The 21,786-nt window shown below is 69.5% G+C and carries 16 protein-coding genes; 9 read left to right on the forward strand and 7 right to left on the reverse strand.

The genetic code is table 11. The annotated features are described in order from the left end of the window. Positions 1-125 precede the first annotated feature (125 nt). Positions 126-4,613, forward strand: a complete 4,488-nt coding sequence (locus ACGFT1_RS11810) for a hypothetical protein (protein WP_373908840.1) — start codon at positions 126-128, stop codon at positions 4,611-4,613. Beyond that, positions 4,610-5,476 carry a serine peptidase gene (locus tag ACGFT1_RS11815; RefSeq protein ID WP_373908841.1) on the forward strand — a complete coding sequence of 289 codons (867 nt, stop codon included), beginning with the start codon at positions 4,610-4,612 and terminating at the stop codon, positions 5,474-5,476. The genes ACGFT1_RS11810 and ACGFT1_RS11815 overlap by 4 nt, the downstream gene beginning before the upstream one ends. Before the next feature lie 333 nt (positions 5,477-5,809). Here the strand turns inward: ACGFT1_RS11815 and ACGFT1_RS11820 are convergent, their stop codons facing one another. Continuing rightward, complete coding sequence (locus ACGFT1_RS11820; RefSeq protein ID WP_373908842.1) at positions 5,810-9,178, reverse strand: NACHT domain-containing protein; 3,369 nt, start codon at positions 9,176-9,178, stop codon at positions 5,810-5,812. Positions 9,179-9,457: 279 nt separating this feature from the next. Between ACGFT1_RS11820 and ACGFT1_RS11825 the strand changes: the two genes are divergently transcribed. Further along, on the forward strand, positions 9,458-9,697 hold the full coding sequence (locus ACGFT1_RS11825) for a hypothetical protein (protein WP_373908843.1): 240 nt from the start codon (positions 9,458-9,460) through the stop codon (positions 9,695-9,697). Positions 9,698-9,983: 286 nt separating this feature from the next. Here the strand turns inward: ACGFT1_RS11825 and ychF are convergent, their stop codons facing one another. Further along, positions 9,984-11,072 (reverse strand): redox-regulated ATPase YchF, encoded by a 1,089-nt coding sequence (gene ychF / locus ACGFT1_RS11830; RefSeq protein WP_373908844.1) that lies wholly within the window; start codon positions 11,070-11,072, stop codon positions 9,984-9,986. Positions 11,073-11,449: 377 nt separating this feature from the next. Between ychF and ACGFT1_RS11835 the strand changes: the two genes are divergently transcribed. Beyond that, the gene (locus ACGFT1_RS11835; protein WP_373908845.1) at positions 11,450-11,821 is read left to right on the forward strand and encodes a DUF6542 domain-containing protein; all 372 of its coding nucleotides are present in this window, start codon (positions 11,450-11,452) and stop codon (positions 11,819-11,821) included. Positions 11,822-11,864: 43 nt separating this feature from the next. Here ACGFT1_RS11835 and ppgK read toward each other — a convergent pair whose 3' ends face one another. After that, the gene (gene ppgK / locus ACGFT1_RS11840; protein WP_373908846.1) at positions 11,865-12,611 is read right to left on the reverse strand and encodes a polyphosphate--glucose phosphotransferase; all 747 of its coding nucleotides are present in this window, start codon (positions 12,609-12,611) and stop codon (positions 11,865-11,867) included. Positions 12,612-12,640: 29 nt separating this feature from the next. Continuing rightward, complete coding sequence (locus ACGFT1_RS11845; protein WP_373908847.1) at positions 12,641-13,657, reverse strand: 4-hydroxy-3-methylbut-2-enyl diphosphate reductase; 1,017 nt, start codon at positions 13,655-13,657, stop codon at positions 12,641-12,643. A gap of 237 nt (positions 13,658-13,894) precedes the next feature. Between ACGFT1_RS11845 and xseA the strand changes: the two genes are divergently transcribed. From xseA to ACGFT1_RS11860, 3 genes are all read left to right on the forward strand, one after another. Then, complete coding sequence (gene xseA, locus ACGFT1_RS11850) at positions 13,895-15,103, forward strand: exodeoxyribonuclease VII large subunit (protein WP_373908848.1); 1,209 nt, start codon at positions 13,895-13,897, stop codon at positions 15,101-15,103. After that, positions 15,100-15,342 (forward strand): exodeoxyribonuclease VII small subunit, encoded by a 243-nt coding sequence (locus tag ACGFT1_RS11855; protein WP_373908849.1) that lies wholly within the window; start codon positions 15,100-15,102, stop codon positions 15,340-15,342. The genes xseA and ACGFT1_RS11855 overlap by 4 nt, the downstream gene beginning before the upstream one ends. 231 nt (positions 15,343-15,573) lie before the next feature. Further along, positions 15,574-16,164, forward strand: a complete 591-nt coding sequence (locus tag ACGFT1_RS11860) for a malonic semialdehyde reductase (RefSeq protein ID WP_373908850.1) — start codon at positions 15,574-15,576, stop codon at positions 16,162-16,164. A gap of 65 nt (positions 16,165-16,229) precedes the next feature. Here ACGFT1_RS11860 and ACGFT1_RS11865 read toward each other — a convergent pair whose 3' ends face one another. Beyond that, a complete protein-coding gene (locus ACGFT1_RS11865; protein WP_373908851.1) occupies positions 16,230-16,760 on the reverse strand; it encodes a DUF4245 domain-containing protein in 531 nt (176 codons plus the stop codon). Between the two features lie 128 nt (positions 16,761-16,888). On the opposite strand from ACGFT1_RS11865, the gene glpX reads away from it, so the two are divergent. Then, positions 16,889-17,923 (forward strand): class II fructose-bisphosphatase, encoded by a 1,035-nt coding sequence (gene glpX, locus ACGFT1_RS11870; protein ID WP_356818298.1) that lies wholly within the window; start codon positions 16,889-16,891, stop codon positions 17,921-17,923. Positions 17,924-18,598: 675 nt separating this feature from the next. Here glpX and ACGFT1_RS11875 read toward each other — a convergent pair. Both ACGFT1_RS11875 and ACGFT1_RS11880 read right to left on the reverse strand, forming a co-directional pair. Next, positions 18,599-18,973, reverse strand: coding sequence for a WhiB family transcriptional regulator (locus ACGFT1_RS11875; protein ID WP_356818300.1), 375 nt, complete (start codon positions 18,971-18,973; stop codon positions 18,599-18,601). A 123-nt stretch (positions 18,974-19,096) separates the two neighbouring features. Then, on the reverse strand, positions 19,097-19,795 hold the full coding sequence (locus ACGFT1_RS11880) for a DUF1707 domain-containing protein (RefSeq protein WP_373908852.1): 699 nt from the start codon (positions 19,793-19,795) through the stop codon (positions 19,097-19,099). Positions 19,796-20,008: 213 nt separating this feature from the next. Here ACGFT1_RS11880 and ACGFT1_RS11885 point away from each other — a divergent pair, with 213 nt between their 5' ends. Further along, a complete protein-coding gene (locus ACGFT1_RS11885) occupies positions 20,009-21,679 on the forward strand; it encodes a fumarate hydratase (RefSeq protein WP_373908853.1) in 1,671 nt (556 codons plus the stop codon). Positions 21,680-21,786 lie beyond the last annotated feature (107 nt).

Below are 21,786 nucleotides of genomic sequence, written 5' to 3' on the forward strand. Positions count from 1 at the left end.
GGCCGCCGCGTCAGGGTTTGCGGGCAGCAGCCAGCCTCGATCCCGATAGCCTGGAGACCGGAGCATACGGGCACGGGGGAATGATGGTTCGAGCACTTCTGCTCGGGGCTGGGACCTTTGAGAGCGTGGTCGACGACGAGTGGAGCCCCACGTCGGACGGGTTGCTTCCGCTGCCGTCCGTTGCACCGCAGGTGCATGAACTCGCTGAGGTGCTCTCGCGCTTCGACGGGCTGAACGTCAGTGAACCGCTGATCGACGCGGACTGGGTCAGCGTTAAGGAGAACTGGCGGCAGCTGCGACATGATTCGGTGGGCCGACCGCGCATCGTTCACTTTGCCGGTCACGGGGTCTCTCGTGGCCGGATATTGTACCTGCCCGTGCGGGACAGCCGTCCGACCGACCTCCCTGAATCGGCGATCGATGTCGGCAGATGGCTGAACGAGGTCGAGCACAGCGCCGACCAATCTCCAGTCCTATTCTTGCTCGACGTTTGCGGTGCAGGGGCCGCGACGGACTACCAGCTGTTCCAGGACGTTCCCGAGGGCGACCGAAAGACCTGGGTGATTGCGGCCTGCACGGCGGACGAGAGCGCCTTCGACGCACGGTTCACCAAGGCCACAGCCCAGGCACTGGAGCGGCTCCGCTTGGGGCACTGGGATATCTCTCCGACTCTGTCCCACGTGCCGGTGGAGGCTGTCGCCGACGAGATCGCGCGGGAGCTGGTCCGCCTCGGCGAGGGGTATCCGCAGACCGTGGTGCACTCTCCGCGCCGAGCCGCCTCGTTGCCGGTACCGGAGTTCTTCGCCAACCCGGCGTTTAGCACTGACGGCTGGCAGCGTCTTCGGAGCCGACTCCGGTTTGCAATTCGGGAATTGGCAGCGGAGTTCGACCCCGGCCTGGACCCAGTGCACTTCCTCACTCGGGCATCCGGCCGCCTGGACGACGCCGTTGCGATGACGGGCTGCCTCTTCACTGGGCGGACAAGTGAGCTGACTCAGATTCGCTCCTGGCTGGCGAGCGACGAACCCCTGTTGCTAGTGACTGGAAGCCCTGGGGCCGGAAAATCAGCGCTGCTGGGGGTGACGGTCTTCCTGTCGCACAACCAGCTCGCTGAGCTGAGCGCAGGGCTGGTCGGCCGCATTCCTGCTCAGTACCGCCCGGAACGACGGTGCCCGACTCTTGTCGCGGTCCATGCCCGGCACCGGACCACGGACGAGGTGATGGCCTCGATCATGGTTCAACTGTCTCCCGAGGGCGTGGAGCCGGCCGCCGCTAGCAGTGAGCAAGCTCTGAAGGAGCTCAAACGCATCGCCCAGGCCCTGCCGGAACCGGTGATACTCATCCTCGATGCTACTGACGAAGCCCTGGAGAGCGGCCGTATCACCCGCTATCTGCTCCCCGAGCTCTTGCGCACGCTCCGCTCTGACGGCCGCCCCGCCTTCCGGGCGCTTGTGGGGATGCGCCCACCGCAGACGGACAGCCACCGGTGCTGCGAGGTACCCGGTGCCCACGCGATGGTGCTCGATCTGGACACTTCCTCAAATGTCGAGGATCTCGCGGACGACCTCACGACCTACATCGCCGACATCTTGTACAGTGCGCCCGGTTACACCGACCAGGACCTTCGTGAGTCCGTAGCCCGTGCGGTCGCCACCGAGATCGCTTATAGCCCCGATCGCAGCACCTTCCTCGTCGCAGCACTTTTCGCCGACTTCCTGCGAACCGGTGCACCCTTGAGTCCTGCGGAGGCGGTCGGCCAATTGCCGCAGAACCTGCCGCAACTGCTCGAACTGCACTTGCGGACCACGCTGGACGGTGATCCGTGGATGCGGCACTTGATGGTGGGGCTGGCACAAGCACGGGGGCAGGGTATGCCGCTTGAGCTTGTGGCCGCAGCGGCCACGGCTGCCGCCATGGCCGCAGGTCAGGAGCTCCGCCCACTGACCCCGGGCGAAGCCCGCGAGAAGCTGGCTACCGCCCGCTTCTATCTACGGACGAACATCGACTCGGACGGACGTCAGCTCTACCGGTTCTTCCACGAGACGATCACCGAGCATTTCCGTGACGCCGGGGCCAAACTTGACGGGCTCGCCGACTCCCTTTTTCACGAGCTATTGTCGGCCGTCCCCGGGCGGTGGGCCGCTGAAGGGCCTCGGTGGGACCTCGCCGCACCGTATCTGCTGCGACATCTCATGGAGCATGCCGTCGCTGTTCCGGGCGGATCCGCGGTCGACCAACTGTTCCTGAACCCGGAGTACCTAGTCCGCGCCGACCACGCCGGCATCTGGGAGGCCGTCCATAGGACGAAGACCCCCACGGCGCGACGGGCCGGAGTCGCGTACCGGAAAGCATTCGGCCCCGTCGACCTCGGCAGCCTCTTCGGCGAGCACATACCGCTGGAGACGCGACGGGCCAGGCTTCAGCAGAGCCTCGTGACCTACCAGGCGGCCGGGCTCGCACGCCGTCTCCACGACGAACGGACCCCGCTCCGCACGCACTGGAGCACGGGCTTGCCTGAGGAGTCCCTGCTGTATGTCATCAGCGAAGATGAATTGGGCGCCACCGTATCAGCCCTCGCCCTGGGAACCGTCGATCAACGGCTCCTCGCAGTGTTCGGCGGCACCGATGGCTCCCTCCAAGCGTGGGACATCACACCGAGTCCTGACAGCGCGGTCCAGTACTTCTCAGCTCCGAGGACAGACAAGGGCGTCATCACCCAAATGGCGATCGCGGATCTGGATGAGCGGTCAGTCATCGCCGCGGTGACTGACCAAAACGCTCTCCTGCTGTACGACCTCGTCACGGGTGCGATCGTCGCCGACACACGCCTCGATGGCGCGAGCGTCTCATCCCTGACGGTCGTCGGCACCGGTGACGAGACGGCTCTTGCAGTCGGTCGGGTCAGTGGCGAGATCAGCCTGGTCGGTCTGCTAGGCGAGTCGTTCGGCAGGATCCTCGACACCGTCGCAGCCGGAGACGCCGCCATCGGTTCGTTGCTCGGCGTGGAGACCGCAGACGGCTCCCTTGCCTTTCACTGCGTTTCCGCCGAGCCTCCAGGAGATGGGCCGAGAGTGCTGCGGAATCTAGGCGATCGGCCCGTCATCATCTCCTCGGAGGGGCCCCTTCGGGAGGTACGGATCCAGCCCACCAACGCGCGCACCCCGCTGTTCTCCCTCATCGCCTACGACCCCGTCATGTATGCGGTAAGGGGGAACGGTGAGACTGTCTACGCCGTCACGGGGGCCAAAGACCGCAGACTGACACTCGCAGATATCCGACATGTAGACCGCTTTCAGCTCGCGCTGACCGCTCATCGCGACGGCAACATGCGGGTATGGGACCTCGACGTTTGCCCGCAGTTCGGTCACGGCCAAAACCTCCGGCACCCTGCCACAATCCTCGGCACCATCCGGCTCGGCGGCTCAGAACTCGTCCTCAGCGCCGAACTCACATCTGGCGAGATCAAGGCTTGGGACCTGGGGACTGGCGCCGAGGATCACGAACTGACCGACCTGGGCGAGCTCAGCCATGCCGCCACGGTGACGGTCGGCAATGCGTCCTACGTCGTCACAGTGACCACGGAGAATGAGCTCGACACCTGGAACGTCCGTGAGGACGCCCTGGAATCGACGGTCCGTCTTCCCGCGCTGGCCACCGCGCTGGCCGCTGTGCCGCACGGCGATTTGGTGTGGGCCATAGTCGGCGGTGCCGACGGTGATATCCACGTGTGGGACCCGAGCAAGGAGTCGCTTTCCCACGTCCTCACTGGCCAGGACGGACCGGTCACAAAGCTGGTCACGGGCGACCTTGGCGACGAGTCTCTCCTGATCAGCGTCCATGACGAACGAAAGGTCTGTCTCTGGTCCCTGGCTGACGGCACCCTGCGGCAATCGCTCACGCTGGACCGGATCGGAGCGATCACGATGCAAGGAGAGCGCCTGTTCGCTGCCGAGCAATCGTCAGACGACGACCAGGTGCGGATCTGGGACCTTGTGACCGCCTCGCTCGTGGGCTCTGTCTCTGTTGCCAGCCCACAGGTGCTGGCTATCAGCCAAGTCAACGGCAGGACGGTACTCGTGGCCGCTCTCAACGAGGCGGAGATCCAGGCATGGGATGCCAAATCCGGTGATCCGCTCGGATACCCGGCTCCAGTGCCGGATCGAGTGCACACGATCGCCCCCTACGAGAGCGGCGTGTTAGTAGGCAGCAAGGCCGGCCATGTCACGGCCCTCAGTTGGGGCTGCTCCGAAGCGGCGTCGGCACTCCGCTCAGCGAGGCCGACCGTCGACGTCACTCACGTCTTGGCTTGGTTGCCGGGCGAACTGCTGTGCGGTGATGCCCGCGCAGACGGATGGGAGCTGTACACCGTCGACGAATGGGAGAGAGGACTGCCGCCTTCCTTAGGCCTGGTCTACGCCCGCCCCATCACTGCGACGATGACTGAACTCCACGATGCGCTCGTCGACGTACTGGCATCTGACGGATTTGAGGTCGTGCGGCTGGAGGCACACTGGTACCAGATCAACAAGGTCGACGGCGTGACCAACGGCGGCCCGTGGCGATTCCCTGCGTACTCCATTCATTGTCACTCAGAGGAAGGACCAGAGCAGTGACGATCGTCGCAGTGCACGGCATCGGCAACCACCTGAGCGGCCGCTCGCCAGAAGAGGCGGCCACCGAACTAGCAGGGCAATGGCGGCTCAAACTTCAGCATGGGTTCGCTGCCGCCGGACTGGGCACCCACCGACTCCCTGCCCTGCACGTCGCGTACTACGCTCACCACACCCACGCTGCGGAGCAGCAGGCCGCCGTACCGGATTTAATCTCTATGGACGAACAAGAACAGTCCGTCGTCATGGCCTGGGCGCTGGCCCTAGGTTCACCCACCCTCCAGGAACGGCAGGGACTGATTACTGCACCACTGCGGCAGGTCCTGTCCTGGGTTTCCCGACGCCGCAACGTCCCCATTGGGACGGTCATTCGGCTCGCCGTCCAGCTGGCCGGTGAGGTCCGCCGCTACTTCCACGTTCCGCAGATACGGGCAGCCGCCCGATCCACCGTGGCCGAGTCGATCCGACGGACGCGCCCCCACGTCGTGCTAGCGCACTCACTCGGCTCCGTCATTGCGTACGAGGCGCTCCATGCCCACCCGGAACTAACCGTGGACTGCTTCGTAACCCTGGGCTCCCCTCTTGGCTTGCCAGGCGGGATTTTCGACCATCTGGCGCCCGCACCCATCGCCGATCAAGGTGCCCGGCCTGCCGGGGTCCGCTACTGGGTGAATCTCGCCGACACAGGTGACCTGGTAGCGATTCCTCGTCGGCTCGGCGACCGATTTCCCGTTGATCAGCATGTCGACACCCCGATTGGCCGTATCGACTTCCACACCTTCGGAGCGTACTTGTCCTCCCCGCTCACCGCTGCAGCGATTACTCCCTTTGTCCTCAACCCGACAGCCCCGGACCAGATCGCCTGAGGCTTTCGGCGATCGACGCCTTAAAACGATCCAGCATCGCGGGTAACGCCCCTGCACACAGGAGCGTACTCACCTCACACGACTGGGCGCGCTGTCGAGACTTGATTGCATGCCAGAGGACAACCGTCGTCCGTGAAGAGCAAAGTCACGGAGCTGCGACGGCCGCTCGATCCGGCCCCGGGCTCTGCAGCAGACAGCCACAGGGGTTCGAGCCGCACCGTGCATGCCGCCAAGGATTGATCGCCGTGTGACGGCGATTCGGCTCTTGATGCTCTTGGTCAGCCCATCGGGATGTTGAACTTCGAGATGAGCTGGGAAGGGCGGCATGCGCCATCAGCCACGCGATGGCGCACTCGACCACCCGGCGGTGCCCTCCCATGCCTGATCCGCAGGCGGTCGTACCCAGGCCAGCAGGCGACGCAGCAGCATAGCCTCGTCCGCGTCACGCGGGGCCGTCAGTGCGGTGCGCAGGGCCTGTTCGGCGTGAGCGGCGCCGCCGGAAGCGAGCAGCTCTTGCGCAGCCTGCCAACGGGTCTTGATGCCGGCTTCGGGAGCCGTGACCACTTGACACCACAGGATGGTTGCTGCGTCCTGGTGCCCTTCCGCAGTCAGCAGCTCGGCCAAGGGCACACTCTGGTCGGCCGTCAGGCGCACCGCGGCCCGGATCCGGTCCACGATGCTGGCCGCCGCCTCCCGGCCTTCCACCGCCAGCCATGCCTTGACCACGGCCTCCAGTTCGCGGCCGACCAGACCAGGATCCGCCAGAAGCTCCTGGCCCAGCACCCGTACGGCCGCCGCCTCACCGTACTCGGCGAGCAGGGGCAGCAACTCCGCCCGCAGAGCAGAGCCGCCGTACGGGCGGTCGCGCAGGGCGGCGAGCACCTCCGCGCAAGCGTCCTCCGCGGCGATCCGGAACAGGACACGGGCGGCCGAGACAAAGCCGCCGTGTCCACTGCCCGGATGACGGAGCAGACGTCGCGCCAGCGACAGCAGGCCGCCCGCGTCAGCGCCGGCCTCCGCCAGGTCCCGCAGCGCGGTGGCGAAGGAGTCCGCATCCGCCCGGCGCCGGTCCAGCCAACTGAGGACCTCGTCGGCGCCCGACGGGCCGAGGGACCGGATGAGCGCCATGGCCTCCAGCGCGAGGTTGTGCCGATGGTCGGGGTCCGGGTCGTCGAGGCAGAACCGAACCACTTCTGCGGCCTGGCGCGGATACCCTGCCCCTGCCAGGTCAATAGCGATGCTCGGGCGTTCGTCCGAGTTCCACACCTCGTATCCACGCAGCAACTCGACCAGGCCGTCGGCGGCCTTCGCCCCCTCCTGGTCGAGCCAGCTGTGCACCACGTCGTCGATCGATTCGCTGTCCGTGCTGTTCTCGATGGTGTACGCCAGGAGCGGGAGCGCATCTTCGACCAGCCCGAAGAGGAACAGCACCTGCGCCAGGGCGGCCTTGGCCCACTCCCGGGTACGGGTGCGACCTGCCACCGCCGCCTTGACGCGCGGCGCGGCCGACGGCCCCTCCAACTGGTACCAGAACTGCCCAGCCCGCCACAGGGTTCCGCCGTTTTCCTCATTGCCGGCCAGGACGGAGCACGCGAACTCGGCCAGTCCATCGGTACGCCCCAGTGCGGCGAGTTCCTCCGCGGCCGTCAGGCGAAGCCAGGTGGAAGCCGTCGGCGAAGCGAGTACGTCCGACAGCAGCCCGGCCCGGAGATCCGTATCGGCGGGGTCGAGCGCGGCCAGTTCCCGGCAGCACTCCAGGGCGCCGTCCCCTGGGAGTCGCCGGCCGAGTTCCTCGAGCAGGGCGACCCCCTTGGGAAGCGAGGCGACCTCTGCGTACGCCGCGGCCGCGCCGACGCGCAAGGAGACGTCGAGTCCGTCGGTCTCCGCGATCCTCCGCAGCCTGGCTGCGAGGCGACGGTTGCCCCGCAGCTGGGACAGCTCCCGTAACACCTGGCGGCCACGGCCGCGGTACCGGTCAAGGCCCTCGTAGTCGTGACCGAGGTCCGCCACCCGGTCGATGACCGCCTCCTCCAGCGCCTCCCCCAGCCGCACACCGGAGGTGATCAGCCGCAGCGCCATGATCCGGTGGTCGAGATCGCCGGCCAGTAGATGCCGTACGAGCAGGGTCACGTCGTGCCCCGGGCGCCGGGCCCACAGGGCGAAGGTGAACAGCGCCCGGTTCCGGGAGGACGGGCTGCGGATATCACCGGCCCAGTCGTTGAGGTCCGGGAAGTCCGCCGGGATACGGGCGGCCTCCTCCCTCGCAGCAAGGAACTCCGCGAACGACAGATGCAGGAACGACAGCTCACCGTGGTCGTGAACGAGAGCCCCGCTCTGCCCGAGGAACTGCCCCAGTTCATCGCGGGCCCTGGCCGGCCAGGCCAGTTCCCCTGGCAACTCCGTGTCCAGCCACCGCACAGCGGCGTCCAGCAGAGAAGTGGAGGCGCTCGCGGTGCGGACCCCCGCCAGATGAGCCACCAGGTGATCCCGGTGGTCCAGCAGCCACTCGGCCAGCCTTCCCTGGCCACGTCGCTCCCAGCGGGCCCGGAACCCCTTGTCCACCTCGTCCGCGCTCTCCCGAGCAGTGGCGACATCGGCGAGAAACTGCTCGTACAGTGCGACGCGTCCGCGCGGCAGCGGCGCGCCGGGATTCCGGCTGCGGTGCGCGGCGGCGATGGTCGTCAGCAATGGCACCTGCAGCACCTCACCGAGACCGGCGTGCCCGACCTCCTCTAGGAAAGCACGGGCTTCGGCGGCCGGATCGTCGGTTCCCTGGGCGGCGAACCAGCGCCGGGCGAAAGCCAACTGCTGCTCGGAGTCGAAACCGGTGAGTGTGTAGAAGCCCATGGACGGCAGGTCCCGCAGGGGCGTCAGCTCGTCCTGTGGAAGCGGCCGGGAAGTGATCAGCAGCCGGAAGACACCGTGCGGCCGGATCTCCCGGGCAAGGTTCTTGAGGATCAACTGCCGGTCGTCCGGCGAAGCGACCTCGTCAAGGCCATCGACGATCACCAGCCAGCGCGCCCCGTGCGGCCTTACAGCGAATCGATCGGATGGAACGGCGCTGCGCAGCGTTCCGGCGCGGTCAGCGGCATCACTGAGCTGTTGGTGGAAAGCACGGCGGGTCCGCAGGTCGGTCGCCGTGACCCGTAGTGGGACTACCGCCTCCTGACACCAGGGATCCTCCGCCCTCTCCTCGCGCAGCCAGTAGCGGGCGAGCTGCCGGACCAAATGGCGGCCGAGAGTGGTCTTGCCCGCGCCCGGACCACCGGTGACGAACAGGTGGTCGTGGGCGGACAAGGCGGCGGCCAGGGTCGGTGCGGGGCCCGTGGTGCGCGGCGCGTGCCGTGCGGCATTCTCGGAGAGCGGCTGGAGGTCCTGCTCGATGTGGATGTGGGACAACGGGGGCTTGCGTACGCCCAGCAGGTCGTACGGGAACTGCTCAGCGGCCTCCGCCTGGCTGCCGAGCAGGTCTTCGAGCCAGGCATCGGGCAGCGGAATTTCGGACCACGCAGCGGGAACAGGGCCAGGCTCGGCCCGCCGGGCGGCCAGCTTCCGACGCTCCAGCGCGAACCGTGCCCGGCTCCAGACGTCGGTGACCGCCTGCCGTGGCAGCCCCAAAGCCTCGCCGAACTGCTCGGTGGTGGACAGCTCGTGAAGCCGACGAGCACCGATGATCTCGTAGACCGTGTTCTTGTGAGGCACCCGATGGTCCGAACCGCGCGCGGAGAGGAAGGCATTGGGGCTCTCGTACCCCGCGGACCGCAGGGCCTCACGGAACCGCGCTGCCAATTCGCCAAGTTCGGGTTGCGCTTCGCCACCGGTGGTGACGGGTCTTCCGCCGCCCATGTCCTCCCCCTCACCCAGTGATCGGTTTCCCCTCGGTTTCCCCACGCTAGACGGAAAATCGGGCCGCCGCGGAGAGTTGGCGTCACCGGTTCAACTGCCGGAAATCAACTCGATGACAGAAGGAGAAAGGTCCCCATGGTCGGTGCGGTGAACGCGGCTGCGGCCTCGACGGGTGGGTACGAGTGGCTGCTCATGGTCCTCGTGGTGCTCGCCGGGTCGGCACGGTGGTGGGTGCGCCACCGGACGGAGGAGCGCCGGGAACGAGAGCGTGAGCGGCAGTACACCCGGCGAATCGAAGCGGCCGTGTCCGGCACGGAGTCCCGTCACCGCGCAAAGGTTGTAGCCGCCTGCGCCGGACTGAAGCGCCAGTTGTGATCACAGTGACGACGAGCGTGGTTAAGGTCCCAGTGAGCTGTGAGCTGTGGGCTGATCACGGGCAACACCCCCCGTCTGCCCTGGAGGCGCCACATTCCTCTTCCTCACCGAGCGGAGGTTCATGCCCTACCGCGTACCTCCGAGCCTCAGCCGTGATCCAGTCCGGGACCTCACCGGCATCCCAGCACGATCCCAGCACGGGAAAAACCAGGGGTCCAACCCCGGAGGATCGGACCCCACCTGACCTGCATATTGCCAGGTCAGCGATGGAATGGTATGTCACCCGCTACACATTGAACCGGAACTCCACCACGTCCCCGTCCTGCATGACGTAGTCCTTGCCCTCCATGCGGGCCTTGCCCTTGGCGCGGGCCTCGGTGACCGAGCCGGTTTCGACCAGGTCGTCGAAGGAGATCACCTCGGCCTTGATGAAGCCCTTCTGGAAGTCGGTGTGGATCACGCCGGCGGCCTCTGGGGCGGTGGCGCCCTTCTTGATCGTCCAGGCGCGGGACTCCTTGGGGCCGGCCGTCAGGTAGGTCTGGAGGCCGAGGGTGGCGAAGCCGACGCGTGCGAGGGTGGCGAGGCCGGGCTCTTCCTGGCCGACGGACTGGAGGAGTTCGAGGGCCTCGTCCTCGTCCAGCTCGGCGAGGTCGGCCTCCAGCTTGGCGTTCAGGAAGATCGCCTCGGCCGGGGCGACCAGGGCGCGCTGGTCGTTCTTGAACTCCTCGTCGACCAGTTCGTCCTCGTCGACGTTGAAGACGTAGAGGAACGGCTTAGCGGTGAGCAGGTGCAGGTCGTGGAGGAGTTCCGCGCGCTCGCTGCCCTGGACGATGCCGTGCGCGAAGAGCGTGTCGCCCTTCTCCAGGATCTCCTTGGCCTCCTCGACCGCCTTGACCTTGGGCCCGATGTCCTTCTTGATCCGCGACTCCTTCTGGAGGCGGGGCAGGACCTTCTCGATGGTCTGGAGGTCGGCGAGGATCAGCTCGGTGTTGATCGTCTCGATGTCGTCCTTCGGCGAGACCTTGCCGTCGACGTGGACGACGTTCTCGTCCTTGAAGGCCCGGATGACCTGGCAGACCGCGTCCGACTCGCGGATGTTCGCGAGGAACTTGTTGCCGAGGCCCTCGCCCTCGGAGGCACCGCGCACGATGCCGGCGATGTCGACGAAGTCGACCGTGGCCGGAAGGATGCGCTCCGACTTGAAGATCGAGGCCAGCCGCGCGAGGCGGGCGTCGGGCACGCCGACGACGCCGACGTTCGGCTCGATCGTGGCGAACGGGTAGTTGGCCGCGAGCACGTCGTTCTTGGTCAGGGCGTTGAACAGGGTCGACTTGCCGACGTTGGGCAGGCCGACGATTCCGATCGTGAGCGACACGTTGCGACTTCCCGTTGATGAGTGGGCCAGGGGCTGCCAGGCCAGAGACCGACACTGGCCGATCCACCAGTTTACGGCGTCCGGGACACCCGGCTCGCGGGAGCGTGGGACGGCCGGCCGAGCATTCCCCGTCGGCGTGTCTGAGGGCTGATTGGGCACATAAACAGACCTAAGTTGGTCCAATGGAGCAACGCAGGACGCGACATCCGAACAACGGACCGCGACGTGGCGCACAGCCGCCCGCCCCGCTGCCACCGCAGGCCCGGCGCGGGCCGGCCGGTGAGCGCGGACCCACGCCGGGGGCCGCCCGCGCGGCGCGGACACGCCGTACGACGCGGCCCGCCCGGCCGGCGGGCACGGGCGGCCGGCCGGCCGACATGAAGCTCACCGGGCTCGGCAGCGGGCTGTTCTGCATCGTGGCGATGTTCCTGCTCGGCTATCTGGACCAGCTGCTCTTCGGGGCCTCCGGCACGGTGTACGGGCTGCTGTTCCTGCCGGTGTGCCTGCTCACGGCCCTGTGGGTGCGCGACGGGGACGTGCTGACCGCCCCGGTGGTCGCGCCGATCGCGTTCACGGTGGGGCTGCTGCCCGTCACCGACGGCACCGGAGGGCTCGCCGGCCGGCTGATGGGGCTGTTCACCGGGCTGGCCACGCAGGCGGGCTGGCTGTACGCGGGGACGCTCGCCGCCGGCGTGACCGTGGTCGTACGCCGGATGCGGTGGGCCGGACAGCGCCGGCGACAGAGTTGAGCGGCCGGGCCGCCCGGGAGCGGATTCCGGGCGGCCCGAACGGCTACGCCTGCTGAGCCGCTCTCATCGCCGCTCCCACGATCCCCGCGTTGTTCTGGAGCTGCGCGGGGACGATCTCCGCCTTGACGCCCTCGATCAGGTGCAGGAACTTGTGCGCCTTGCGGCTGACCCCGCCGCCGATGACGAACAGCTCCGGCGAGAACAGCATCTCCACGTGCGCCAGGTACTGCTGCACGCGCTGCGCCCACTGCTCCCAGCTGAGGTCGTGGTCCTCCTTGGCCTTGCTGGAGGCCCGCTTCTCGGCGTCGTGGCCGTGCAGCTCCAGGTGGCCCAGCTCCGTGTTCGGGACGAGGACGCCGTCCACGAAGAGGGCGCTGCCGATGCCGGTGCCGAAGGTGAGCAGGATGACCGTGCCCCGGCGGCCCTGCCCGGCGCCGAACTGCATCTCGGCGACGCCCGCCGCGTCCGCGTCGTTGACCACGGTCACCGGGAGGCCGCCGAGTCTGCCGCCGAACAAGGCGCGCGCGTCCGTGTCGATCCAGCCCTTGTCGACGTTCGCCGCCGTACGGACCGTGGCGCCGCCGGTGACGACCCCGGGAAAGGTCAGGCCGACCGGGCCGGTCCAACCGAAGTGGTCGATGACCTGCTTGACCCCGTCGGCCACGCCGTCGGGTGTCGCCGGATGCGGGGTGAGCACCTTGCAGCGCTCCTGGACCAGGTCGCCCCGGTCCAGATCCACAGGGGCACCCTTGATGCCGGATCCGCCGATGTCCACGCCGAAGATCTGCATGGCTCCACGTTACGACGGACGACTGACAGTCATACCCCGGGTGTACCGGTTCCGCCGCGCTCGGCGGCCAGCGTGGCCGCCTCCTCGCGCAGGTCGCGCCGGAGTTCCTTGGGCAGGGAGAAGGTGATCGACTCCTCGGCGGCCTTGACGATCTCCACGTCGGCGTAGCCGCGCCCGGCGAGCCACTCCAGGACCTGCTCGACGAGCACCTCCGGGACGGAGGCGCCGGACGTGACACCGACCGTGCGGACGCCCTCCAGCCAGGCCTCGTCGATCTCGCTGGCGAAGTCCACCAGGTACGCCTCGCGGGCACCGGCCAGCTTGGCGACCTCGACCAGCCGCTTGGAGTTGGAGGAGTTGCGCGAGCCGACGACGATGACGAGCTCGGCCTCGGCGCCCATCTGCTTCACGGCGAGCTGACGGTTCTGCGTGGCGTAGCAGATATCGTCGCTGGGCGGGGAGACCAGACCCGGGAACTTCGCCGTCAGGGCGTCGACGGTCTCCATCGTCTCGTCGACGGAGAGGGTGGTCTGGGAGAGCCAGACGACCTTCGAGGGGTCGCGGACCTCGACCTTGGCGACGTCCTCGGGACCGTCGACCAGCTGGATGTGGTCGGGGGCCTCGCCGGAGGTGCCGATGACCTCCTCGTGGCCCTCGTGCCCGATCAGGAGGATGTCGTAGTCGTCGTTGGCGTAGCGGACGGCTTCCTTGTGGACCTTGGTGACCAGGGGGCAGGTGGCGTCGATCGTGGCGAGCCGGCCCTGCCGGGCCTCGTCGTGCACGGCCGGGGCGACTCCGTGCGCCGAGAACATCACGATGTTGCCCGGCGGAACCTCGTCCGTGCGCTCGACGAAGACGGCGCCCTTCCTCTCCAGGGTCTGCACGACGTACTTGTTGTGGACGATCTCGTGCCGGACGTAGATCGGGGCCCCGTACTGCTCCAGGGCCTTCTCGACGGCGATCACGGCGCGGTCCACGCCGGCGCAGTAGCCCCGGGGGGCGGCGAGCAGGACACGGCGGCCAGGCGAAGCGGTCATGCGACCCATCGTAAGGCCGCGTCCGGCGGCCCGGAGATCACGTCCCCGGGCCGCACGGGGAGAACCGGCGGCCGGGCACCGGCCAGGGGGCGGGGAGCCGCCGCCGGCCGGCGTCGGCGGCGTGGTCGCCTTCGCGGGCGTCGGCGGGGTCGGCACCGCGTCAGGGCCGTCGGGGTCCTCGGCGTCGTCTTCCGGAAGCTTGCCGGCTCGCCGGGGTTGTCGGTACCGACCGTTACCCTCGGGCGCATGGCTGTGAACACGTCCCCCGAGGCCCCGCTCCCCGTCGGTGCGGTGTCCCGCATGATCGGGGGCTGGATCGACCGGCTGGGCGCCGTGTGGGTCGAGGGACAGATCACCCAGCTGTCGCGCCGCCCGGGCGCCGGCGTCGTGTTCCTCACCCTGCGCGACCCCTCGCACGACATCTCCGTCGGCGTGACCTGCTACCGCCAGGTGTTCGACGCGGTCGCGGACGTCGTCGGCGAGGGGGCCCGGGTCGTCGTACTGGCGAAACCCGAGTGGTACGCCCCCCGGGGCCAGCTGTCCCTGCGCGCCGCCGAGATAAGACCCGTGGGCGTCGGTGAGCTGCTGGCCCGGCTGGAGCAGCTGAAGAAGGCGCTCGCGGCCGAGGGCCTGTTCGCGCCGGAGCGGAAGAAGCCGCTGCCTTTCCTGCCGCAGCTGATCGGACTGGTGTGCGGGCGGGCCTCCGCCGCGGAGCGGGACGTGCTGGAGAACGCCCGGCACCGCTGGCCGGCGGTCCGCTTCGAGGTGCGCAACGTCCCCGTGCAGGGGGTGCACGCCGTCCCGCAGGTCGTCCAGGCCGTCAAGGAACTGGACGCGGTCGACGAGGTGGACGTCATCATCGTCGCCCGGGGCGGGGGCAGCGTGGAGGACCTGCTGCCGTTCTCCGACGAGCAGCTCGTGCGGGCCGTGGCCGGGTGCCGGACGCCGGTCGTGTCCGCGATCGGGCACGAGCCGGACAACCCGCTCCTCGACCATGTCGCCGACCTGCGTGCCTCGACACCGACGGACGCGGCCAAGAAGGTCGTACCGGACGTGGGCGAGGAGCTGGAGCGGGTGCGGATGCTGCGGGACCGGGCGCGGCGCTGCGTGAACGCGTCCGTGGAGCGGGAGGAGCGGGGGCTGGCGCACGCGCTGGCGCGGCCTTCGATGGAGGATCCGCACCGGATGATCGACGAGCGCGCGGACCAGGTCGGCTCGCTGGTCGACCGCAGCCGGCGGACGGTAGGGCACCTGCTGGACCGCGCGGACTCGGAACTGGCGCACACGCACGCACGCGTGGTGGCCCTCTCCCCCGCGGCGACGCTCCAGCGCGGTTACGCGGTGCTCCAGCGGGCCGACGGGCACGTGGTGCGGGACGCGGAAGAAGTGGCGGAGGGCGAGACGCTGCGCGCTCGCGTCGCCGACGGTGAATTCACGGTGAAGGTGGGCGAATGACGGGCAAGGTGGACGAGGCGCTCTCGTACGAGCAGGCGCGCGACGAGCTGGTCGAGGTCGTACGGCGGCTGGAGGCGGGCGGTACGACGCTGGAGGAGTCCCTGGCGCTGTGGGAGCGCGGCGAGGAGCTGGCCAGGGTGTGCCGGCGCTGGCTGGAGGGGGCCCGGGCCCGGCTGGACGCGGCGCTGGCCGAGGAGGACGCGGAGGGGGCCGCGGAGGGCGGGGAGCGGGCCGGATAGACGCCGGAGGCGGGAGCCGGACCGGTACGCGGGCGAGCGGAGGCGGACCGGGCACGCGGGCGGGGACGGACCGGGCGAGCGGAGGGCCGGGAGCAGGCCAGGTGACCCCACGGGGCTGTGAGGCGGGTCACCACGCCCCGGTTTTTGTTGAAGATTAAACCTCAGCTGTCGTAGGGTCGTGAGGTCAGCCGGTCCGGACCCCGGACCGCCGCGCACCCGAGGAAGGCACGCATGTCTCTCGTTCTTGACCCCGCCGCCCAGGACCTGCTGTTCCGCGAGGCCCGTACCGCGAACACCTTCACCGACGAGCCGGTGACCGACGAGCAGGTCCAGGCGATCTACGACCTGGTCAAGTACGGCCCCACCGCCTTCAACCAGACCCCGCTGCGCATCACCCTGGTCCGCTCCGCCGAGGCCCGCGAGCGCCTGCTGCCGCACATGGCCGAGGGCAACCGGGCCAAGACCGCCGCCGCCCCGCTGGTCGCGATCCTCTCCGCGGACAACGAGTTCCACGAGGAGCTGCCGGCCCTCTTCCCCGCCTTCCCGCAGGCCAAGGACCTCTTCTACGCCGAGCGTCCGGCCCGCGAGAGCGCCGCCGCGTTCAACGCCGCGCTGCAGGCCGCCTACTTCGTCGTCGGTGTCCGCGCCGCCGGCCTTGCCGCCGGCCCGATGACCGGCTTCGACTTCGAGGGCGTCCGCAAGGAGTTCCTGGACGACGACCACACCCCGCTGATGATCGTCAACATCGGCCGGCCCGGCCCGGACGCCTGGTACCCGCGCTCGCCGCGCCTGGCGTACGAGGACGTCGTCACGACCGTCTGAGCGCACCCACCCGCGCGAAAGGGGCCCCCGGCATCGCCGGGGGCCCCTTTCACACGGGGTCATGGTCACTTCATGCGCAGCGCCGCCGCCATCGCCGTCAGCTCCTTGAACGAGGCGGTACCGGACACCACCGTCGTGGAGCCGGGGGTGCCCTGGAGCACGAGGGCGTCGTAGCGGCCGCCGGTGTAACGGGTCCAGGTACGGCCACCGGCCGTCTCGGTCCGCCGCGTCGCCGACGCGCCCTGGCTGGCCTGCTCGATGAACTCGGCGGGCTTCTGCGCGGACGACTGCTCGACCTGCGCGTACTGGCCGTCCGGGGTCTGGAAGCCGAGGTGCCAGTGGTCGGAGTTCTGGCCCTGGAAGCGCACGGAGGTCGCCTTCCAGGTGTCCGGCAGGCCCTCGGGGGCGGCCACCGGATAGCTCACCGCGCGCCGGGCCGTGATCAGCTCGACCCGGTAGTCGACCCGCTTGAGGTCGGGAGAGTGATCGTTGTGCGGGATGGCGAGGAAGTAGACGACCGCCGCCGCGATACCGATCAGGGCCAGGGAGATGATCATGTCCCGGGCCGTCTTCTGCTTGCCGTTCGAACCTGCCACGCCCACTATCGTCGCAGGTGCCCCAAGCGCTCATCCGTGGGGTCCCCTGCTCATTTTGTCTGGTCAGCGATAGAGTCAGTGTCCAATACCCTCATCCGGCCGTCGTCGTATCAGAAAGGTGCGCTCCGATGACCGAAAATCATCAATTGCCGTCCGAACTCGATGTTCCCTCGGAGGCTCCCGACCGCAACCTCGCCCTGGAACTCGTCAGGGTGACCGAAGCCGCCGCGATGGCGGCGGGCCGCTGGGTGGGGCGCGGTGACAAGAACGGCGCCGACGGTGCCGCGGTGCGCGCCATGCGGACCCTCGTCTCCACCGTGTCGATGAACGGCGTCGTCGTCATCGGCGAGGGTGAGAAGGACGAGGCCCCGATGCTCTTCAACGGGGAGCACGTGGGTGACGGCACCGGCCCCGAGGTCGACATCGCCGTCGACCCGATCGACGGCACCACGCTGACGGCCAAGGGCATGCCGAACGCGATCGCCGTCCTCGCCGCCGCCGAGCGCGGCGCCATGTTCGACCCGTCCGCCGTGTTCTACATGGACAAGCTCGTCACCGGCCCCGAGGCGGCGGACTTCGTCGACATCGACGCGCCCGTGGGCGTGAACATCCGGCGGATCGCCAAGGCCAAGCGGTCCGCGCCGGAGGACGTCACCGTCGTCATCCTGGACCGGCCGCGGCACGAGGGCCTGATCCGGGAGGTCCGCGAGGCCGGCGCCCGTATCAAACTCATCTCCGACGGCGATGTCGCCGGCTCGGTGTACGCGCTGCGCGAGGGCACCGGCGTCGACCTGCTGCTCGGCATCGGCGGCACCCCCGAGGGCATCATCTCGGCCTGCGCCGTGAAGTGCCTGGGCGGGACGATCCAGGGCAAGCTGTGGCCCAAGGACGACGAGGAGCGGCAGCGGGCCATCGACGCCGGGCACGACCTCGACCGGGTGCTCACGACCGACGACCTGGTCTCCGGGGAGAACGTCTTCTTCGTGGCGACCGGTATCACCGACGGTGAGCTGCTGCGGGGCGTGCGGTACCGGTCGGAGACCGCGCTGACCGAGTCGATCGTCATGCGGTCGAAGTCCGGGACGGTGCGCAGGATCGACTCCGAGCACCGGCTGCGCAAGCTGCGGGCCTACAGCGCGATCGACTTCGACCGGGCGAAGTAGGGTCCGGGCCGGACAGCCCCCGGCCGGGAGCAGCCGTGCCCGTCAGGCGGGGCCGCGAGTCAGCCGGCAGTCCCGCACCCCGGCCGGACCAGCCACGCCCCGGCCGGATCGACCGCGCCGGGTCGGATCGACCAGGCCGGGTCGGATCGACCAGGCCGGTTCGAAGTGGCCGCGCCGCGCTGGAGTGGCCGCGTGCCGACCGGCGGGCGCGTGAGGTGCGGGCGCGGGTGCGGGCCAGGCAGTCGCACCCCGGCCGGCGCGTGCGGGCGCCGGTCGGCGGGTGCGGGCGTCGGCCGGCGGGTGCGGTCCCGCGGCGCCGCCCGCCCCCCGCCTGACCGCGGCCGGGCCCCGGCCGCGCACCGGCGCAGCCTCGGAGTGGCCACGCCCGACCGGAGGTGCCGCGCGACGGCCGGAGCGGCCGCGCGCCAGCAGCAACGGCGACGTACACACCCCGCCCCGCCGCCTGCCGGGACAGCACAAGCCGGCCCCATGCCCCCAGCGCGACGCACACCGCCGCACCGCCTGGCAGCACGGCCCGGCCCCCTTACCCGGCGGGACGCACCGCCCGCGTCGCCCAGCCACCCACAGCACCTGCTCCGCACCGAAGCCGGAGCCGTCGCATGCGGCAACGACAAGGCGCCCCCTGGCTGAAGGGGGCGCCCCTGAGGGTGGCGGTCAGCCTGCTATGCGGTTGGGGGCGGGGCGGGCCGTCTTCTTGAGGTCCATCTCGCGGCGCCGGCGCCGGGCGAGAACCACGCGGCGTTCGGCCGCCGTGAGGCCGCCCCAGACGCCGTAGGGCTCAGGCTGGAGGAGTGCGTGTTCGCGGCACTCGACCATGACCGGGCAGCGGGAGCAGACGCGCTTGGCCGCGTCCTCGCGGGAGAGCCGGGCGGCGGTCGGCTCCTTCGACGGGGCGAAGAACAGGCCGGCCTCGTCGCGCCGGCACACCGCCTCGGTGTGCCAGGCGGCGTCTTGGTCCCTGTCCCGCGCCGGCAGCCGCTGCGCCGGGACGGCAGCTACTTGCAGAGACGAATGCGGCGGTTGCAGCACGGTCTACTCCTGACGACGGCTTCGCGAGCGAGAGACGATGCAGCAAGGCCTACCCGCTGTGCGCGCGCCTATGCACAGAGTTCCCAACCGCGGGCGCGTGGCGTCTCCTTCGCGCCCCCCGGGTCAATGCCCCAGGTGTCTGCGGAGCTTGCGGTCGACCTTGTCCTGGACGCGCTCCAGGATGTCCGCGACCCGCCTGCCCCGCCGGGGCCGCGCCTCCACGTTGCCGAGGACGGCCCAGCCGTCGACGTAGACCACCGGCGCCCGGGAGTCGGCCGAGTCGAGCGGGCTCACCTCGAAGTTGCCGAGGACGCCACCCCCGGTGCCGCGCAGCGAGACGTTCTCCGGGACGCGGATCTGGACGTCGCCGAAGACGGAGACCGCCTTGATCACCACCTGCTGGTACTCGAAGATCGCCTCGCTGAGATCGATCTCGACGCTGCCGAAGACCGCGTACGCGTGCAGCCGGCGCCCCGCACGCCAGCGGCCCCGGCGCATGGCGCTGCTGAACACCGCCACCACGCTGGCGTCGGCCTCCTCCGGTACCGCGCCCGGCACGGGGCGGGGCACGGGGGCGTAGGCGGGGGCGGCGAGCCGCTCGTGGGCGGCGGGCAGGTCCCGGACGAAGACCTCCAGCTCACCCACCGTCTTGGCGTGCAGCACGCCGTCCACGCGCTCGGCGTGCTCGTCGGCGGTCAGCCGGCCCTCCGCGAGGCCCTCGCGGAGAATGTCGGCGGTGCGGTCACGGTCGGCGTCCGAGGCGCGCAGCTCGGCCACGCGCGGCGCGGCGTCCCGGGACTGAGCCTGCTTCTGAAGGTCCACGGCAGCAGCGTACCGAAACGCGATAGATCGCGACCAGGGGTGTGGGCAACTCCGGGTGTGTCGCGACTGCGCCGTACGTGACCGCGGCTGAGCGTTACGTCACAGCGGCTGAGCCTCACCTCACAGGTTCCGTGCCGACGGCAGGTCCTAGGCTGGTGAGGCCCGCCAGCGTCGGCGGGCGGCCGTCCGTCAGAGTGAGGAATGGGCTGAGAGATGCCTGAGTTCGCGTACACCGATCTGCTCCCGCAAGGAGAGGACACCACTCCGTACCGGCTGGTGACGTCCGAGGGCGTCTCCACGGTGGAGGGGCCCGACGGGCGGACGTTCCTCAAGGTGGAGCCGCAGGCGCTGCGCAAGCTGGCCGAGGAGGCGATCCACGACATCCAGCACTACCTGCGCCCGGCCCACCTCGCGCAGCTGCGCCGCATCATCGACGACCCCGAGGCGTCGGGCAACGACAAGTTCGTGGCGCTGGACCTGCTGAAGAACGCGAACATCGCGGCGGCCGGCGTGCTGCCGATGTGCCAGGACACCGGCACGGCGATCGTCATGGGCAAGCGCGGGCAGAACGTCCTCACCAGCGGCGAGGACGAGAAGCACCTCTCGCACGGCATCTACGACGCCTACACGAAGCTGAACCTGCGCTACTCGCAGATGGCTCCGCTCACCATGTGGGAGGAGAAGAACACCGGCTCCAACCTGCCCGCCCAGATCGAGCTGTACGCGACGGACGGCGGCGCCTACAAGTTCCTGTTCATGGCGAAGGGCGGCGGCTCGGCCAACAAGTCCTTCCTGTACCAGGAGACGAAGGCCGTCCTGAACGAGGCCTCCATGATGAAGTTCCTGGAGGAGAAGATCCGTTCGCTCGGTACGGCCGCCTGTCCGCCGTACCACCTGGCGATCGTCGTCGGCGGTACCAGCGCCGAGTACGCGCTGAAGACCGCGAAGTACGCCTCCGCGCACTACCTGGACAACGCGCCCACCGAGGGCTCGCCGCTCGGCCACGGCTTCCGGGACAAGGAGCTGGAGGAGAAGGTCTTCGAGCTGACCCAGCGGATCGGCATCGGCGCGCAGTTCGGCGGCAAGTACTTCTGCCACGACGTGCGGGTGGTCCGCCTGCCCCGGCACGGCGCGTCCTGCCCGGTCGCGATCGCCGTCTCCTGCTCGGCCGACCGCCAGGCCGTCGCGAAGATCACCGCCGAGGGCGTCTTCCTGGAGCAGCTGGAGACCGACCCGGCGCGCTTCCTGCCGGAGACGACGGACGAGCACCTCGACGAGGCCGGTGACGTCGTGCGGATCGACCTGAACCAGCCGATGGACACGGTCCTCGCCGAACTGTCGAAGTACCCGGTGAAGACCCGGCTGTCCCTGACCGGCCCGCTGGTCGTGGCCCGCGACATCGCGCACGCCAAGATCAAGGAGCGGCTGGACGCGGGCGAGGAGATGCCGCAGTACCTGAAGGACCACCCGGTGTACTACGCGGGCCCGGCGAAGACCCCCGAGGGCTACGCCTCCGGTTCCTTCGGCCCGACGACGGCCGGCCGCATGGACTCCTACGTCGAGCAGTTCCAGGCGGCGGGCGGCTCGAAGGTGATGCTCGCCAAGGGCAACCGCAGCAAGCAGGTCACCGACGCCTGCCACACGCACGGCGGCTTCTACCTCGGCTCCATCGGCGGCCCCGCCGCCCGCCTCGCCCAGGACTGCATCAAGAAGGTCGAGGTCCTGGAGTACGAGGAGCTGGGCATGGAGGCCGTCTGGAGGATCGAGGTCGAGGACTTCCCGGCGTTCGTCGTGGTGGACGACAAGGGCAACGACTTCTTCCAGGACCCGGCGCCGCAGCCGACCTTCACGTCCATCCCGGTGCGCGGGCCCGGCCTCGGCTGACCCGGTACCGCGTCGTGCGAGGAGCCTCCGGCCGCCGGCCGGGGGCTTCCCGCGTTTCGCACGGCGTCCCACGGGAGGGGTCGCCGCCGGCGGGGTGTACTCGTGTG

The sequence above is a fragment of the Streptomyces sp. Y20 genome (assembly GCF_043195475.1).
Classification (GTDB): Bacteria; Actinomycetota; Actinomycetes; order Streptomycetales; family Streptomycetaceae; genus Streptomyces.

Bases quoted from the DNA above. Each gene is read 5' to 3' on its own strand.
- ACGFT1_RS11825 (WP_373908843.1), top strand. From the start codon at position 9,458: ATGGTCGGTGCGGTGAACGCGGCTGCGGCCTCGACGGGTGGGTACGAG.
- ACGFT1_RS11835 (WP_373908845.1), top strand. From the start codon at position 11,450: ATGAAGCTCACCGGGCTCGGCAGCGGGCTGTTCTGCATCGTGGCGATG.
- ppgK (WP_373908846.1), bottom strand. From the start codon at position 12,611: ATGCAGATCTTCGGCGTGGACATCGGCGGATCCGGCATCAAGGGTGCC.
- ACGFT1_RS11845 (WP_373908847.1), bottom strand. From the start codon at position 13,657: ATGGGTCGCATGACCGCTTCGCCTGGCCGCCGTGTCCTGCTCGCCGCC.
- xseA (WP_373908848.1), top strand. From the start codon at position 13,895: ATGGCTGTGAACACGTCCCCCGAGGCCCCGCTCCCCGTCGGTGCGGTG.
- ACGFT1_RS11855 (WP_373908849.1), top strand. From the start codon at position 15,100: ATGACGGGCAAGGTGGACGAGGCGCTCTCGTACGAGCAGGCGCGCGAC.
- ACGFT1_RS11860 (WP_373908850.1), top strand. From the start codon at position 15,574: ATGTCTCTCGTTCTTGACCCCGCCGCCCAGGACCTGCTGTTCCGCGAG.
- glpX (WP_356818298.1), top strand. From the start codon at position 16,889: ATGACCGAAAATCATCAATTGCCGTCCGAACTCGATGTTCCCTCGGAG.
- ACGFT1_RS11885 (WP_373908853.1), top strand. From the start codon at position 20,009: ATGCCTGAGTTCGCGTACACCGATCTGCTCCCGCAAGGAGAGGACACC.